Source organism: Burkholderia cepacia (assembly GCF_001039005.1).
Classification (GTDB): domain Bacteria; phylum Pseudomonadota; class Gammaproteobacteria; order Burkholderiales; family Burkholderiaceae; genus Burkholderia; species Burkholderia theae.
The window spans coordinates 1-15,271 of sequence record NZ_LDWR01000038.1 but is presented as its reverse complement, the minus strand read 5'-3'; the positions used below and the strand labels follow the sequence as shown (position 1 = coordinate 15,271).

The window sequence follows — 15,271 nt, the reverse complement described above, 5'->3', positions numbered from 1 at the left end:
ATTACCTCGTGTGGCGGATGCGCGGATTCAGCACGCCGTACAGCAGGTCGACGACCAGGTTCACGACGATCACGAGCGTCGCGATCAGCAGGATGCCGCCCTGGACGACCGGATAGTCGCGGCGGCCGATCGCATCGATCAGCCACTTGCCGACACCGGGCCACGAAAAGAGCGTCTCGGTCAGCACGGCGCCCGCGAGCAGCGTGCCGATCTGCAGGCCGATCACGGTGACGACCGGGATCAGCGCGTTGCGCAGCGCATGCACGACGACCACGCGCGCGGGCGACAGCCCCTTCGCGCGGGCGGTGCGGATGTAGTCCTCGCGCAGCACTTCGAGCATCGACGAGCGCGTCATCCGCGCGATCACCGCGAGCGGGATCGTGCCGAGCACGATCGCGGGCAGGATCAGGTGGCTGACCGCCGACTTAAACGAGCCTTCGTCCGGCGCGAGCAGCGCGTCGATCAGCATGAAGCCCGTCGGGTGCGGAAAGTCGTATTCGACGGCGATGCGCCCCGACACGGGCGTCCAGCCGAGGTATGACGAAAACACCATGATGAGGATCAGCCCCCACCAGAAGATCGGCATCGAATAACCGGTGAGCGCGGTGCCCATCACGCCGTGGTCGACGACCGAGCCGCGCCGCAGCGCGGCGATCACGCCGGCCGGCAGCCCGACGGCGAGCGCGAACACGAGTGCGCACAGCGACAGCTCGACGGTCGCCGGGAAGCGCGCGAAGAACTCGCCCCCGACGCTCGTGTTGGTGATGATCGACGTGCCGAGGTCGCCATGCAGCGCACGGCCGATGTAGTGGAGGTACTGCATGGGCAGCGGCTGGTCGAGCCCGAGGCGTTTCATCGCCTCCGCATGCATGGCGGGATCGACGCCGCGCTCGCCCATCATCACTTCGATGGGGTCGCCCGGTATCAGGTGAATCAGCGCAAACGCCAGGATGGTGATGCCGATGAAAGTCGGGATCACCATGCCCACGCGGCGCAACACGAATGTGAACATGATGCGTCTCGTATTTTCTTGTGGGAAATGTGCGACCGGCGACGGGAAGCTCGTGGCCTCCCGCCGCCGGATGAGTTACCGGTTTCGGTCTTCGTAGACAGCTTACGCCGGTCGTATTACTTCACGCCGACACCGTCGAAGCGTGCATAGCCGAGCGGCTCGATGCGCATGTCAACGACGTTCTTGCGCACCGGCTGGTAGACCGTCGAGTTCGCGATCGGCGAGAACGGCAGCTGCTGCGCGAAGATCTGCTGTGCCTGCATGTAGAGCTTCGTGCGCGCGTCCTGGCCGGTCGTCGTGCGGCCCTTCTGGACCAGCTCGTCGAACGGCTTGTAGCACCAGTGCGAGAAGTTGTTGCCCTTGATCGCTTCGCAGCCGAGCAGCGTGCCGAGCCAGTTGTCGGGGTCGCCGTTGTCGCCCGTCCAGCCGATCAGCATCGTGTCCTGCTCACCCGTGTGCGCGCGTTTGATGTACTCGCCCCACTCGTACGTGACGATCTTCGCCTTCACGCCGATCTTCGCCCAGTCGGCCTGGATCATCTCGGCCATCAGGCGGGCGTTCGGGTTGTACGCGCGCTGCACGGGCATCGCCCACAGCGTGATCTCGAAACCGTTCGCATAACCGGCCTTCGCGAGCAGCGCCTTCGCCTTCGCGGTGTCGTACGTGGCCATCTTCAGGTTCTTGTCGTACGACCATTGGGTCGGCGGCACCGGCGCGCTGGCGGCCTGGCCGGCACCCTGGTAGACCGATTCGAGAATCGCCTTCTTGTTGATCGCCATGTCGAGCGCCTGACGCACCTCGAGCTTGTCGACCGGCTTGTGCTCGACGTTGTACGCGAGGTAGCCGAGGTTGAAGCCCGCCTGCGACGGCATGTCGACGCCCGAATCGGCCTTCAGCGTCGCGATGTCGGCCGGACGCGGATAGCTCATCACCTGGCACTCGTTGCGCTTGATCTTCTGCACGCGCACGCCCGGATCCAGCGTGATCGAGAAGATCAGCTTCGAGATCTTCACTTCGCCCTTCTTCCAGTAATCAGGATTGCCGTCGAATCGGATCGTCGCGTCCTTCGTGTAGCTGCGGAAGATGAACGGACCCGTGCCGACCGGCTTCTGGTTGATGTCGGCGGCCTTGCCGGCCTTCATCAACTGGTCGCCATATTCGGCCGACAGGATAGACGCGAATTCCATCGCCATGTTCTGGATGAACGGCGCGTTCGGTTCGGCCAGCGTGAACTTCACCGTGTACGGATCGACCTTCTCGACCTTCGTGATCAGCTTGTCGAGGCCCATGTCCGTGAAGTACGGGAACGACACCGGGTACGCCTTGCGGAACGCCTGGTTCGGGTCGAGCATGCGCTGGAACGAGAACAGCACGTCGTCCGCGTTGAATTCACGCGTCGGCTTGAAGAAGTCGGTCGTGTGGAACTTCACGCCGTGGCGCAGGTGGAACGTGTACACCTTGCCGTCGGGCGATACGTCCCATTTCTCGGCGAGCCCCGGCTCGACCTTGGTGCCGCCGCGCTCGAATTCGACGAGACGGTTGTAGACGGTGAACGTGGCGGCGGTGAAATCGACGCCGGTCGTAAATTGCGCGGAATCGAAACCCGCCGGGCTGCCTTCTGAGCAGTAGACGAGCGTTTTGTTCGGGATCTGTGCGAATGCAGAGCCCGCGACGCCGAGCGATGCCGCTGCCACGCCTGCAATGGCGGTAACACGCAGGGTGTGCAACAGACGGTTGTATTCCATGTTTCCTCCAGGTCTCCAGATCGGAACCAGCCCCGCCAGGGGCCGGTGTACGCGGATATTACTTGAGCTAACGATAGTGCAACAAGCTGGAGAAAAAACTCTTCTAGACACGCACGCGCGGGTTTTTGCGGATGTATTGCGCCGGCGAAAAATGCGAAAACGCGCGCGAGCGACAGTTCCGTTCATCCCGCGCAAGTTTCCTTCGACCACTAAACAATTCGGGCGCGAATGCGAACAAGAACCGCGTCGTTTTCCGCGTCGGGACGCCCATCATTGCGTTTTGCGAAACGATCCGATGACGCGCCCGTACGCCGTCAGGCCGGCGCGTCGAGGTCGGCGCTGCGCGCGGGCACGAACGCGACCGCGACGATCGACAGCGCGAGCCCCGCCATCACGTAATAGGTCGGCGCGAGCGGCGTGCCCGTGACCTTGATCAGCCACGTGACGATGAACTGCCCGAAGCCACCGAACAGCATCACCGCGACGTTGTAGGCGATCGACAGCCCGGTCGAGCGCACGTTGGCCGGGAACAGCTCGGCGATCATCGCGCCGAACGGCCCGTAATAGCCGGCGAGCGTCACCGACAGCACGGCCTGCACCGCGATCAGCCGCCCGATGCTCGGCGCCGCGTCGAGCCACGCGAACAGCGGATACATCAGCGCGAGCGTCAGCACGAGCGACCACAGCGACAGCCCCTTGCGGCCGATGCGGTCCGACCACGCGCCCGCGACCGGCGACAGCACCATCAGCAGCAGGTTGCCGACGATCACCGCGTAGAACGATTCGGCGTAGGGCAGCTTCAGCTGCTTCACCGCGAAGGTCGGCAGATAGCTGATCAGCACATAGATCGTCACCGTCAGCGCGATCACCGAGCCGAGCCCGCACAGCACCTCGCGCGGGTGGCGCGTGAACACGTCGCCGAGCGTCGCGCGGGGCGCGCTCTGCTGCGCATGCAGGAACGCTTCCGAATCGGCGAGATGGCGGCGGATGTAGAAACCGATCGGGCCGATCACGAGCCCGAGGACGAACGGCACGCGCCAGCCCCAGCTGTGCAGCGCGTCGTGCGACAGCCCGCGCGTGACGGCCGCGCCGACAAGCGCGCCGATCAGCAGCGCGGCCGCCTGGCTCGCCATCTGCCAGCTGCCGTAGAAACCGCGCTTCGAGAACGGCGCGGCCTCGATCAGCAGCGCCGTCGCGCTGCCGAATTCGCCGCCCGCGGAGAAGCCCTGCAGCAGGCGGCCGAGCACGATCAGGATCGGGCCGCCGATGCCGATCGCCGCATACGGCGGCGCGATCGCGAGCAGGAAGATGCCGGCGGTCATCAGCAGGATCACGAGCGACAGCGCGGCCTTGCGGCCGGCGCGGTCCGCGTACAGCCCGAACACGATGCCGCCGATCGGGCGCATGAAGAACGCGACGCCGAACGTCGCGGTGGTCAGGAGCAGCGACGAATATTCGCTGGAGGTCGGGAAGAACAGCTCGGCGATCACGACCGTCATGAAACCGAACACCGTGAAGTCGTACCACTCGAGCGCGTTGCCGATCACGGCAGCCGCGACCGCGCGCCGGTTCAGCGCACGCTCGGGCCGGATCGTCTTCGTTGAATTCGCAATCGTCGCCATGCTGCCTCGTCCTCGTGAATTCGCCGTGTCGGCCGGCGCGGCACGCGGTGTGCCGCAGCGCGCTGGTTTGCAGCGAGTGTAGAAAGCGACGGAACCGTTTTCAAGCAATAAAAACGCCCGCCATCTTTCGATGGCGGGCGTTTTGCGGTTTTCGCCACATTGCGGCATCGCACGATGCCGCCGCGGCCTCAACCCATCTTCGAGAATGCGCTGCACCAGCCCTTCGCCGACACCTGCTTGCCGGGGAAGGCGCCGCACGGGCCCGAAGCCGAACCCTTCTTGCCCTGGTACAGCATGCAGGCCGCGCAATCCTGGCCCGCTGCGTATTTCGGGTACTTCGTCTTGTCGACCTTCGTGGCATCGGCCTTGTAGCCGAGCGCCACCGCGGTCGGATCGGTTTCCGACAGCATCGGCGCATCGGCCAGCGCTTCACGCGACAGCGCCAGCGCGGAGACGACGCCAACGCTCGTAATCAGGAAACTCCGACGGGATGTTTTCATGGGGGACTCGCTCCAATGTTATCGGTTTGAAAGCTGTTCTGGCGACAGCCGTTCGACAGAATAACGCTCAAGCGAATAAATGTGCGCGCCGAAATCCTGGAGATAAGGGATTTCACACGGCCGGCGCGCGCGCCGCGTCAGCGGTAAGCCGCCATGTCGCCCACGCGCTGCGCGAGCGCGAGCGACGCGGTGAGCCCCGGCGACTCGATGCCGAACAGGTTCACGAGCCCGCGCACGCCATGCTGCGCGGCGCCCTGCACGATGAAGTCGGCCGGCGGCTCGCCGGGCCCCGCGAGCTTCGGCCGGATGCCCGCGTACGCCGGCTGCAGCGCGTCGTCGGGCAGGCCCGGCCAGAACGCGCGGATCGACGCGTAGAACGCGCTCGCGCGGGCCGGATCCACTTCGTAGCGCAGCGAATCGCACCATTCGACATCCGGCCCGAAGCGCGCCTGCCCGGCAAGGTCGAGCGTCAGGTGCACGCCGAGCCCCGCGCGGTCGGGCATCGGGTAGATCAGGTGCGAGAACGGCGCACGGCCCGACAGGCTGAAGTAATTGCCGCGCGCGAGATAGAGCGGCGGCACCCAGCGCGGGTCGAGGCCGCGCGTGCGGCGCGCCAGCGCCTGCGCACCGAGACCCGCGCTGTTGATCACGCAGGCGGCCTCGATCTCGGTCGGCGCATCGCCGCCCGTGCGTACGACGAAACGCCCGCCGCGCAGCACGTCGATCGATTCGACCGGGGATTTCAGCGCGCACACGGCGCCGTCGCTTTCCGCGGCGCCGAGCAGCGCGAGCATCAGCTGGTGGCTGTCGACGATGCCGGTGGACGGCGAGAACAGCGCCGCCACGCATTCGAGCGCGGGTTCGAGCGTCTGCGCCTCGGCATGCGTGAGCGGCAGCAGGTCGAGCACGCCGTTTTCGGTCGCGCGCGCGGCGATCGCCTTCAACTGCTTCACCTGCGCGGCGCTCGTCGCGACGAGCAGCTTGCCGGTACGCCTGTGCGGCACGTGATGCGTCTCGCAGAATTCGTACAGCAGGTCGCGCCCGTGCACGCACGACATCGCCTTCAGCGACCCGCGCGGATAGTAGAGCCCCGCGTGGATCACTTCGCTGTTGCGCGAGCTCGTGCCCGTGCCGATCGCATCGGCCGCCTCGAGCACGAGCGTGTCGCGCCCGCGTGCGGCCAGTTCGCGTGCAATCGCAAGACCGACCACGCCCGCGCCGATGACTACACAATCCATCTGCTCCATGACGTTTCGCGTCGCTAACGCGTCGAGGGGAGAGAAGAGAATTGTACGTCCCGGCTCATTCGCTTGCCGAACGGATGCGCATCGCGCCGCCGCGGCGCGCGACGCGGCGTGCGGATCCCGCCGCCGTGCGCGCACCGCCGGTTCAGAAGCCGATCGGCCGGCGCTTCGCGGCGCCCTCGTCGGCGCGGATGTCGCCCGGCGCGATCGCGTCGCGGCCGTCGAGCCGCGCGGCGCCGAATGCGTGCAGCAGCGCGCGGCGCATCGTGCGCGGCGGCGTCGCGGCGAGCACGTCGAGCGCGTCGTCGCCGAGCATCTCGGGGAAGCGCCGCCCCCACGCATGCGACGTGCGGATCTCGTCGTAGATCGTCTGCGCGATCCGGCGCGCGCCGGCCGCGTCGGGAGGTGCGATCTCGTACACGTTCATCCGGTTGAGCAGCGGCTCCGGAATCGCCTGCGCGTCGTTCGCGGTCGCGACCCAGATCACGTTGCCCGCATCGATCGGCACTTCCGCGAATTCGTCGACGAACGCGCGTGCGGTGTCGTGCTCGAGCAACGCATACAGCGCACCGAGCGGATCGTATTGCGCGTCGCTCCCGGCCTTGTCGATCTCGTCGACCGCGATCACCGGGTTCGCGTAGCTGCCGTTCACGAGCGCCTCGAACACCTTGCCCGGTTTCGCGTTCTTCCATTGCGACGACGCGCCCGACAGGATCCAGCCGGCTGTCAGCGAACTCATCGGCACGTAGTGGTACGCGGTGCCGAGCAGTTGCGCGAGCGCCTTCGCAAAATGCGTCTTGCCGATGCCGGGCGGCCCGAGCAGGAGGATCGGCATCAGTTCGAGCCGGTCGTCCGTTTCGAGGCACAGCGCGACCTGCTTGCGCACGTCGCCGAGCGGCTCGGTGAAATTGGGCAACGCGTCGCCGAGCGTGTCGAACGACGGCATCCGGTTCGGCTTCACGCAGAAGCGCAGATTGCCGGTCTTGAGCATCCTCTCGTAGGTCGCGCGCAGTGCGTCGCTCGCGCTCTCGTTCAGGTCGCTCAGCGCGGTCTCGACCTGCTCGAGGTCGTACACCGTGCTGAAGGACGCCACCGCCAGTTCCTGTTTCACCATCGCCGTCGTCATACCAACCTCGCTGCCGCTTGCCGTCACACAACCATCAGACCCTTACGATTTCAGTGTAGCGATCCCGTACCCGCGCGCAAGCAAGCAGCCGCGCGAGTCTGCTGCTAACACCCGGCGCGCGCTGCACGCCTGCGCACCGCGGCGTATCATCGTCGGTTCACCCATCCATTCACCCGCTGAGCCGGCCCTCGCCGACGGCGCCCGCGCGGCGCGTCGCGCCCGGTCCCGAAGGTATGCCGATGTCCGTCCCCACTGCTTCCCCGCGCGTCGATGCCGATGCGATCGGCGCCGTCGACGCGGCGCTCACGTCGCGCCGCGCGATCCGCGCGTTCCTGCCGACACCCGTGCCGCGCGACACGCTCGAGGCGATCCTCGAAGCCGCGAGCCGCGCGCCGTCGGGCACCAACATCCAGCCGTGGCGCGTGTACGTCGCGACGGGCGCCACGCGCGATGCGCTCGCCGCCGCACTGACCGCAGCCCACGACGATCCCGCGCGCGACGAGAAATACGTCGCCGAGTACGACTACTACCCGCGCGAATGGGTGTCGCCGTACATCGACCGGCGCCGCAAGGTCGGCTGGGACCTGTACGGCCTGTTGAACATCGGCCGCGACGAGAAAGCGCGCATGCACGCGCAGCACGCGCGCAACTTCCGTTTCTTCGATGCGCCGGTCGCGTTGTTCTTCACGCTCGATCGCGTGATGACGTTAGGGGCTGTTTGCCTGGGGAACGTGCATGCGAATGCCCTAAATCGGCTGCGGGGCAAGGAGTGAGGAGCGCCGTTTGGCCGCGCCAAACAAGCGACGAACGACGCCGCCATGCGGCCGATTTAGGGCATTCCCGTGGAATGAATTTCAAATTTGGGGTTGCCCCGAGAAGGGCCGCTCGCCGCGTTGTGCTCCTTGCGAATACGCCCAGTATTCGCGGCGTCGCACGCCTCGCGAGCGGCCCTTCTCGGGGCAACGCATGCACGTTCCCCAGGCAAACAGCCCCTAAGCGCATGGCTCGATTGCGGGATGTTCCTGCACGGCGTGATGACGGCCGCGCGCGCACGCGGGCTCGATACCTGCCCGCAGGCCGCGTTCGTGCCGTTTCACCGGATCGTCGCCGAACACCTCGGCATTCCGGCCAACGAACAATTCGTCTGCGGCATGTCGCTCGGCCATGCGGACCCCGACGCGATCGAGAACCGCCTCGTCACCGAGCGCGCGCCGGTCGCCGAGTTCGCGCGCTTTTTCGCTTGAAAACACGTGACGCGGCCCTACCTTTCGAAGAGGGCCGCCTCGCGCGGCGAACCTGTCGCGGCGGGTCCTGTCACATCACGATCGAAATCGTTCGGGCGTAAGATGTGCGTCCGTTCCCCGCTATTCCGCGTTTCCGGAGACGTTTCATGCTGAAACACGGCCTGGCCGTCCTGCTCGCGAGCATCGCGCTCGCCGCCCATGCGCAGAGCCCCGCAGCGGCCTCCGTCGCGTGGGAGATCCAGGTGGTGCGCGACGGTCAGACGATCGACACGTTCCAGCAACGCACCACCGTGGGTCAGACCCGCACCGATACCCATCGATATCCTTCCGCCGTGCCGGTCGGCTGCGGCAATGCCGCGCGCGTCGTGCCGACCGAGCGCTCGCGCTCGGTGACGGTCGCGCCGCTCGCCGTCGACGCAAGCGCGAACACGGTGTCGCTCGCGCTCGACGTGCAGGAAACGCTCGACGACGAAAACGCGACGCGCAGCGATCCGTGCGTGCCCGCATCGCCGCGGCAGATCGTCGCAAGCCACCCCGGCCTGTCGGTCGGCGGCGACGCGTGGACCGACTGGACGCTCGTCGAGCAGCACCCGCACCTCGTGTACCGCGTGCGTGCGCACGTCGCGAAGGACTGAGCGTCATGTCCGCCGACGCCCTGTCCCTGCCGTTCGCCGAACCGCACGCCGCACCCGACGAAATCACCGCGGTCAGCTGGAACCTGCACAAGGGCCGCTCGCCGCTCGGCTTCACCGCGTGGAACGCGATGCGCAACTGGATGCAGTCGACGCACGCCGACGTGTATTTCCTGCAGGAAGCGATGGCGCGCCGCATGCCGCGCCCCGTACTCGCGCCCGGCTTCGGCGCGCAGATGGACGACGCGGTCGACGACGTGTGGCACTGCCAGGCCACCGAGATCGCGCATGCGCTCGACTGGCAGATCGCGCTCGGGCCGAACGTGTTCAAGCCGTCGTGGCGGCACGGCAACGCGATCCTGTCGCCGCATCCGCTCGACCTCGGCGGCCGCTGGGACATCTCCGCGCACCGCTTCGAGCGGCGCGGGCTGCTCGTCGCGCGCGCGACGCTCGCGGGCGCGCGCCCCGTCACGCTGCTGTGCGCGCACCTCGCGCTCACGCGCGCCGCACGGCTGCGCCAGATGCACTGGATCGCACACTGGATCGTGCGCAACGCGGGCAACGGCCCGCTGATGCTCGCCGGCGACTTCAACGACTGGCGCAACGATTCGGTCGCGCTGTTCGGCGAGATCGGGATGTCCGAGGTCGCGACGCTGCTCGGCGAATCGGGCCGCACGTTCCCCGCGTTCTCGCCGGCGCTCGCGCTCGACAAGATGTTCGTGCGCGGCCTGACGCCGCTCGAATGGCGCGCGCCGACCGGCGAGGCCGCGTGGCTGTCGGACCACCTGCCGTACATCGCGCGCCTGCGCCTCGATCCGGCATAACGATCCCGCTCGCGGTTCGATCGCGCTTCGCTAAAGCACGGCCGCGCGGTGCGCGTTACATTAACGGCTTGCCCATCCCGCCACCGCCCCATCCCCGGGCCGCGCCGCCATGTCCTACCTGCCGATCCTGCTGCAAATCGCCGTCGTTTATCTCGTCGCGGCGATCACGCCCGGCCCGAATTTCTTCATGATTTCGCAACTGTCGCTCGCGGGGCGGCGCAGCCTCGGCGCCGCGTCGGCGCTCGGCGTCGGCACCGCGTCGGTCGCGTGGGCGACGCTCGCGATGCTCGGCCTCGCGGCCGTGCTGCACCAGGTCGAATGGCTGTACGAGGCGATCCGGATCGGCGGCGCCGTGTATCTCGTGTATTTCGGCTTCAAGCTGCTGCGCTCGGGCGTGCGCCGCGACGCGGCGCCGGCCGACGCGCCGGACGAACGCGCGCCGCTGGCCGCGCCGCACGCGCGCGACTACCTGCGCGCCTATCGCAGCGGCCTGTTCACCTGCCTGACGAACCCGAAATCGTGTGCGTTCTGGACCAGCGTGTTCGCGGCGATGCTGCCCGCGCACGTGCCGCTGTGGTTCAACGGCGCGGTGCTGGTAACGATCGGCGTGCTGTCGGCCGGCTGGTATTCGTGCGTCGCGTACCTGTTCGCAAGCCCGCGCGCGCAGCGCGGCTACCGGCGCGTGCGGCGCCCGCTCGACGCGCTGTGCGGGGTGGCGCTCGTCGGCCTCGGCGCGAAACTCGCTGCCGATCGCTGAAAGCGATTTGAAAATATTCGTTGCGCCAAATCCGCGCCACCACGGGGGTCAAGCCCGCGATCAGCGCCAACAGGGTAAAATAACCAGTTCGTCAATCGTCTGTCATCGAGAAGGCGCGTGTCCGACGCGCCGGCCGGCCGATCCGCGATCGGGCCGTCGCACTCGGTTTTTTTGCCCGTTTTTGGGCCCGTTACACGCGTTCGCCACGCGCGTCCGTTTTCAAAGCCATGAGCAAATACGACACCGCCACCGTCCAATCCGTCCACCACTGGACCGACACGCTTTTCAGCTTCACCTGCAGCCGTGAGGCGAGCCTGCGCTTCAACAACGGCGAATTCACGATGGTCGGCCTCGAGGTCGACGGCAAGCCGCTCGCGCGCGCCTACTCGATCGTCAGCCCGAACTACGAAGAGCATCTCGAATTCTTCAGCATCAAGGTGCAGAACGGCCCGCTGACGTCGCGCCTGCAGCACCTGAAGGTGGGCGACACCGTGCTGATCGGCAAGAAGCCGACGGGCACGCTCGTCGCCGACAACCTGCTGCCGGGCAAGACGCTGTGGATGCTGTCGACCGGCACGGGCCTCGCGCCGTTCATGTCGATCATCCGCGATCCGGACATCTACGACCGCTTCGACAAGGTGATCCTGACGCACACGTGCCGCCTGAAGGGCGAGCTCGCGTACATGGACTTCATCAAGCACGACCTGCCGGGCCACGAGTACCTGGGCGACATCATCAAGGAAAAACTCGTCTACTACCCGACGGTCACGCGCGAAGCGTTCGACAACGAAGGCCGGATCACCGACCTGATCGCGACGGGCAAGCTGTTCACCGATCTCGACGTCCCGCCGTTCTCGCCGGAAAACGACCGCGTGATGCTGTGCGGCAGCACCGCGATGCTGAAGGACACGACCGACCTGCTGAAGCAGGCCGGCCTCGTCGAAGGCAAGAACAGCGCGCCGGGCCACTACGTGATCGAGCGCGCATTCGTCGACTGATCCACCCCCTAGGGCCTGTTCCCGCTAATAACGGGAACAGGCCCTATTTGTGCCGCATCAAGGACCGGAGCAAAAGCTCCGGTTTTTTTTCGTCCCTACTTGGCGAATTCGTAACAAACTGGGACCATTCCATCTCAAATAGTTACATTTGGATACGTCATCGTCCGGCGCTCGGGTGTCAGTGTTTTTCCTACAACACCCTCATTCCGATTATTCACATTTACCCTTAAATGTCCGCCCGACATGACGTTTTCAGAAATTTTGAGATATTATTCGCCGCGCGTGGTTGCCGTTCGGATGACAGTGGAAGGGTCGGATGCAAGTGTTACAAGACGTAACTTTTGTTACCTCGGTAGGGGGCGATTCTCTGGCGGCGACCGTCATCGAAACGGTAGCCGATTCACGCAGCCAACCGGTGTCTGAACCGCTTTCTGAGAGCAGGGAGAGTCATGGATACGTCGCTTAACGCGCCCGCGGGCGCCCACGCCCCGTTCCCGTCGCGGCAGCTCGTGCACAGCTGCGCCGCTACTCCGCCCATTGCCAAAACTCCGTCGAAACGCGACGCATCCGCCGCGCGGATCGCGGCGCTGTCCACCCAACTTCTGGCTGCCGACGAAGCCGCCCGCCGCCACCTGGCCGGCGAGCTGCACGACGGGCTCGGCGCCGAACTCACCGCTGCGCGTTTCGCGCTCGCAAACGTTCAAACGTGGCTGCCGGCCGATGCGCCGGACGGTTGTTTGCGTGCGCTGGAGCTGGCGCAACAGGCGCTCGACGCCGCGACCGACGCCAATCGCCGGCTGATCGACGAGCGCGGCACGCCGGCGCTCGACGCAGGCGTGGTCGGCGCGCTGTCGTCGTGGGTCGACAGCCATGCGACGCGCACGGGCCTGCGCACGAGCTTCGTGTGCGCGGCCGATGCGCGCCTGACGCAGATCGCCGGCGCCAGTGCGCTCGCGGTGTTCCGCGTCGCGCAGGAAGCGCTGTCGAACGTCGCGAAACACGCGCGCGCCGCGTCGGTCGACGTACGGATCGTCACCGACGGCACGCATCTGTCACTGATTGTCTCCGATGATGGGACCGGTTTCGTCCGGTCCCGCCGCACCGGCTACGGCCTCGCCGGCATGCGCGCCCGCTGCGAGGCGTTCGGCGGCAGCTTCGAGGCGGCCACGCCGGAAACCGGCCACGGCACGCGCGTCACCGCGCGCTTCGCGTGGGATTCGCTGCTCGCGGTGCCCGTCGCGGCACGCCGCGCGTCGCTTTCGTGAGGTCGTCATGAGCCTGAACATCCTGCTCGTGGACGATCACGCGATCGTCCGGCAAGGGATCCGCCAGTTGCTGCTCGACCGCGGCATCGCGCGCAACGTCACCGAGGCCGAGAACGGCGGCGACGCCATGGCCGCCGCCGACAAACAGGAATTCGACGTGATCCTGCTCGACATCTCGCTGCCGGACACGAACGGCATCGAGGTGCTCAAGCGCCTGAAGCGCAAGCTGTCGCGCACGCCCGTGCTGATGTTCTCGATGTATCGCGAGGACCAGTACGCGGTGCGTGCGCTGAAGGCCGGCGCCGCCGGCTACCTGTCGAAGACGGTCAATGCCGCGCAGATGATCGGCGCGATCCAGCAGGTCGCGGCCGGCCGCAAGTATGTGAGCCCCGCGATGGCCGAGGCGCTCGCCGAATACGTGTCGTTCGAGAACGAACCGCTGCCGCACGAGAAGCTGTCCGACCGCGAATACCAGACGCTCTGCATGCTCGCGTCGGGCAAGCGGCTCACCGACATCGCGAACACACTGTCGCTGTCCGTGAAGACGGTGAGCGTGTACCGGTCGCGGCTGCTCGAGAAGATGCGGCTGTCGAACAACGCCGAGCTGACGTTCTACGTGATGAGCAACCAGCTCGTCGACATGGCGCCCACGGCCGGCGCCTGATTCGCCCGAGACACCCGATTCGCCGGATTCAACGGCGCGGCGCGCGCCGCGTTGCCCTCAACCGCCGCCCGTCTTGCGCGCAAGCGCTTGTTTTCTCGGACGATTCCGCGACGCGCCGCTGCATCGCAGCGGGTCTTGTTCGCCAAATCGGCTAAAATTACGGGTTTTCACTCAGTCAGCGCCGCCGCGCTCGCGCGCGCTGGCGATTCATCCGCAATGTCCCTCTTCCGCAAGAAAAACGTCGATCGCATGATCGCCGGCGCACACGCCGCCGGGCTCAAGAAAGCGCTCGGCGCGATCGACCTCACCTTCCTCGGCATCGGCGCGATCATCGGCACCGGCATCTTCGTGCTGACCGGCACCGGCGCCGTGCAGGCCGGTCCCGCGCTGATGCTGTCGTTCGTGATCGCCGCGATCGCCTGCGGCCTCGCGGCGCTGTCGTACGCGGAGTTCGCGTCGTCGATCCCCGTCGCCGGCTCGATCTACACGTATTCGTACGCAACGCTCGGCGAGCTCGTCGCGTGGATCATCGGCTGGGACCTGATGCTCGAGTACGGCCTCGCGGCGTCGGCCGTGTCGGTCGGCTGGTCGGGCTACCTGCAGTCGCTGCTGCAGGGCTTCGGGCTGTCGCTGCCGACCGTGCTGACGGCGGCACCCGGCGCGGTGCCGGGCGTCGTCACGTGGTTCAACCTGCCCGCGTTCCTCGTGATGCTCGTGATCACGACGCTGCTGTCGATCGGCATCCGCGAGTCGACCCGCATCAACAACATCATGGTGTTCATCAAGGTGTCGGTCGTGCTGCTCGTGATCGCGGTCGGCATCTTCCACGTGACACCCGCGAACTGGAAGCCGTTCATGCCGCACGGCTGGAACGGCGTGTTCGGCGCCGCGGCCGTGATGTTCTTCGCGTTCATCGGCTTCGACGCGGTGTCGTCGGCGGCCGAGGAAGTGAAGAACCCGAAACGCGACCTGCCGATCGGCATCATCGCGTCGCTCGCGGTGTGCGCGGTGCTGTACGTGACGGTCGCGGCAGTTGCGACCGGCATCGTGCCGTCGGCCCGGTACGCGAACATCTCGCACCCGATCTCGTACGCGCTGCAGGTCGCCGGCGAGAACTGGGTCGCGGGCTTCATCGATCTCGGCGCGGTGCTCGGCATGCTGACCGTGATCCTCGTGATGAGCTACGGCCAGACGCGCGTGATCTTCGCGATGTCGCGCGACGGGCTGCTGCCGGCGACGCTGTCGCGCGTGCATCCGCGCTTCGCGACGCCGTTTCTGACGACCTGGCTCGTCGGCCTGTTCTTCGGGCTGATCGCCGCGCTCGTGCCGCTCAACGTGCTCGCCGAGCTGATCAACATCGGCACGCTTGCGGCGTTCTCGATGGTGTCGATCGCCGTGCTCGTGCTGCGTCGCACGCATCCCGACCTGCCGCGCGCGTTCCGCTGCCCCGGCGTGCCGGTGGTGCCGATCCTCGCGGTCGCGTCGTGCCTGTTCCTGATGCTGAACCTGCAGCCCATCACGTGGGCCGCGTTCGGCATCTGGCTCGTGATCGGCCTCGTGATCTACTTCCTGTACTCGCGACATCACTCGAAGCTCGCGCACGGTCACGAAGACGCGCACTGAGTAACCGTCTTCCGA

14 protein-coding genes and 1 pseudogene are annotated in these 15,271 nt (G+C 66.7%); 9 read left to right on the top strand and 6 right to left on the bottom strand.

Going from position 1 to position 15,271, the window contains the following annotated elements; all coding sequences use genetic code 11:
* Position 1: 1 nt before the first annotated feature.
* The 6 genes from VL15_RS21390 to VL15_RS21365 all read right to left on the bottom strand — a co-directional run bounded on the left by VL15_RS21390 (position 2) and on the right by VL15_RS21365 (position 7,249).
* A complete protein-coding gene (locus tag VL15_RS21390) occupies positions 2 to 1,012 on the bottom strand; it encodes an ABC transporter permease subunit (protein ID WP_048248308.1) in 1,011 nt (336 codons plus the stop codon).
* Between the two features lie 116 nt (positions 1,013 to 1,128).
* On the bottom strand, positions 1,129 to 2,757 hold the full coding sequence (locus tag VL15_RS21385) for an ABC transporter substrate-binding protein (RefSeq protein ID WP_048248307.1): 1,629 nt from the start codon (positions 2,755 to 2,757) through the stop codon (positions 1,129 to 1,131).
* 314 nt (positions 2,758 to 3,071) lie between these two features.
* Positions 3,072 to 4,379 carry an MFS transporter gene (locus VL15_RS21380; protein WP_048248306.1) on the bottom strand — a complete coding sequence of 436 codons (1,308 nt, stop codon included), beginning with the start codon at positions 4,377 to 4,379 and terminating at the stop codon, positions 3,072 to 3,074.
* A gap of 188 nt (positions 4,380 to 4,567) precedes the next feature.
* Positions 4,568 to 4,879 (bottom strand): high-potential iron-sulfur protein, encoded by a 312-nt coding sequence (locus tag VL15_RS21375; RefSeq protein WP_048248305.1) that lies wholly within the window; start codon positions 4,877 to 4,879, stop codon positions 4,568 to 4,570.
* 137 nt (positions 4,880 to 5,016) lie between these two features.
* Positions 5,017 to 6,126 carry an NAD(P)/FAD-dependent oxidoreductase gene (locus VL15_RS21370; RefSeq protein WP_048248304.1) on the bottom strand — a complete coding sequence of 370 codons (1,110 nt, stop codon included), beginning with the start codon at positions 6,124 to 6,126 and terminating at the stop codon, positions 5,017 to 5,019.
* A gap of 142 nt (positions 6,127 to 6,268) precedes the next feature.
* The gene (locus tag VL15_RS21365) at positions 6,269 to 7,249 is read right to left on the bottom strand and encodes an AAA family ATPase (RefSeq protein WP_048248303.1); all 981 of its coding nucleotides are present in this window, start codon (positions 7,247 to 7,249) and stop codon (positions 6,269 to 6,271) included.
* Positions 7,250 to 7,488: 239 nt separating this feature from the next.
* Here VL15_RS21365 and VL15_RS21360 point away from each other — a divergent pair.
* The 9 genes and pseudogenes from VL15_RS21360 to VL15_RS21320 all read left to right on the top strand — a co-directional run.
* Positions 7,489 to 7,965: pseudogene (locus tag VL15_RS21360) on the top strand (nitroreductase family protein); the annotation flags it as partial.
* Positions 7,966 to 8,109: 144 nt separating this feature from the next.
* A complete protein-coding gene (locus tag VL15_RS43825; RefSeq protein WP_419188685.1) occupies positions 8,110 to 8,493 on the top strand; it encodes a nitroreductase family protein in 384 nt (127 codons plus the stop codon).
* Between the two features lie 146 nt (positions 8,494 to 8,639).
* Positions 8,640 to 9,128, top strand: coding sequence for a hypothetical protein (locus VL15_RS21350; RefSeq protein ID WP_048248301.1), 489 nt, complete (start codon positions 8,640 to 8,642; stop codon positions 9,126 to 9,128).
* Positions 9,129 to 9,133: 5 nt separating this feature from the next.
* Positions 9,134 to 9,949 carry an endonuclease/exonuclease/phosphatase family protein gene (locus VL15_RS21345; protein WP_048248300.1) on the top strand — a complete coding sequence of 272 codons (816 nt, stop codon included), beginning with the start codon at positions 9,134 to 9,136 and terminating at the stop codon, positions 9,947 to 9,949.
* A gap of 109 nt (positions 9,950 to 10,058) precedes the next feature.
* A complete protein-coding gene (locus VL15_RS21340; RefSeq protein WP_048248299.1) occupies positions 10,059 to 10,706 on the top strand; it encodes a LysE family translocator in 648 nt (215 codons plus the stop codon).
* A gap of 227 nt (positions 10,707 to 10,933) precedes the next feature.
* The gene (locus VL15_RS21335; RefSeq protein ID WP_048248298.1) at positions 10,934 to 11,704 is read left to right on the top strand and encodes a ferredoxin--NADP reductase; all 771 of its coding nucleotides are present in this window, start codon (positions 10,934 to 10,936) and stop codon (positions 11,702 to 11,704) included.
* A 449-nt stretch (positions 11,705 to 12,153) separates the two neighbouring features.
* Positions 12,154 to 12,969: a quorum system sensor histidine kinase RqpS gene (gene rqpS, locus VL15_RS21330; RefSeq protein WP_048248297.1), complete on the top strand. Its 816-nt coding sequence runs from the start codon at positions 12,154 to 12,156 to the stop codon at positions 12,967 to 12,969.
* Between the two features lie 7 nt (positions 12,970 to 12,976).
* Positions 12,977 to 13,633, top strand: a complete 657-nt coding sequence (rqpR, locus tag VL15_RS21325; protein ID WP_048248296.1) for a response regulator transcription factor RqpR — start codon at positions 12,977 to 12,979, stop codon at positions 13,631 to 13,633.
* 216 nt (positions 13,634 to 13,849) lie between these two features.
* On the top strand, positions 13,850 to 15,256 hold the full coding sequence (locus tag VL15_RS21320) for an amino acid permease (RefSeq protein WP_048248295.1): 1,407 nt from the start codon (positions 13,850 to 13,852) through the stop codon (positions 15,254 to 15,256).
* Positions 15,257 to 15,271: the final 15 nt, after the last annotated feature.

Bases quoted from the DNA above. Each gene is read 5' to 3' on its own strand.
- VL15_RS21390 (WP_048248308.1), bottom strand. From the start codon at position 1,012: ATGTTCACATTCGTGTTGCGCCGCGTGGGCATGGTGATCCCGACTTTC.
- VL15_RS21385 (WP_048248307.1), bottom strand. From the start codon at position 2,757: ATGGAATACAACCGTCTGTTGCACACCCTGCGTGTTACCGCCATTGCA.
- VL15_RS21380 (WP_048248306.1), bottom strand. From the start codon at position 4,379: ATGGCGACGATTGCGAATTCAACGAAGACGATCCGGCCCGAGCGTGCG.
- VL15_RS21375 (WP_048248305.1), bottom strand. From the start codon at position 4,879: ATGAAAACATCCCGTCGGAGTTTCCTGATTACGAGCGTTGGCGTCGTC.
- VL15_RS21370 (WP_048248304.1), bottom strand. From the start codon at position 6,126: ATGGAGCAGATGGATTGTGTAGTCATCGGCGCGGGCGTGGTCGGTCTT.
- VL15_RS21365 (WP_048248303.1), bottom strand. From the start codon at position 7,249: ATGACGACGGCGATGGTGAAACAGGAACTGGCGGTGGCGTCCTTCAGC.
- VL15_RS21350 (WP_048248301.1), top strand. From the start codon at position 8,640: ATGCTGAAACACGGCCTGGCCGTCCTGCTCGCGAGCATCGCGCTCGCC.
- VL15_RS21345 (WP_048248300.1), top strand. From the start codon at position 9,134: ATGTCCGCCGACGCCCTGTCCCTGCCGTTCGCCGAACCGCACGCCGCA.
- VL15_RS21340 (WP_048248299.1), top strand. From the start codon at position 10,059: ATGTCCTACCTGCCGATCCTGCTGCAAATCGCCGTCGTTTATCTCGTC.
- VL15_RS21335 (WP_048248298.1), top strand. From the start codon at position 10,934: ATGAGCAAATACGACACCGCCACCGTCCAATCCGTCCACCACTGGACC.
- rqpS (WP_048248297.1), top strand. From the start codon at position 12,154: ATGGATACGTCGCTTAACGCGCCCGCGGGCGCCCACGCCCCGTTCCCG.
- rqpR (WP_048248296.1), top strand. From the start codon at position 12,977: ATGAGCCTGAACATCCTGCTCGTGGACGATCACGCGATCGTCCGGCAA.
- VL15_RS21320 (WP_048248295.1), top strand. From the start codon at position 13,850: ATGTCCCTCTTCCGCAAGAAAAACGTCGATCGCATGATCGCCGGCGCA.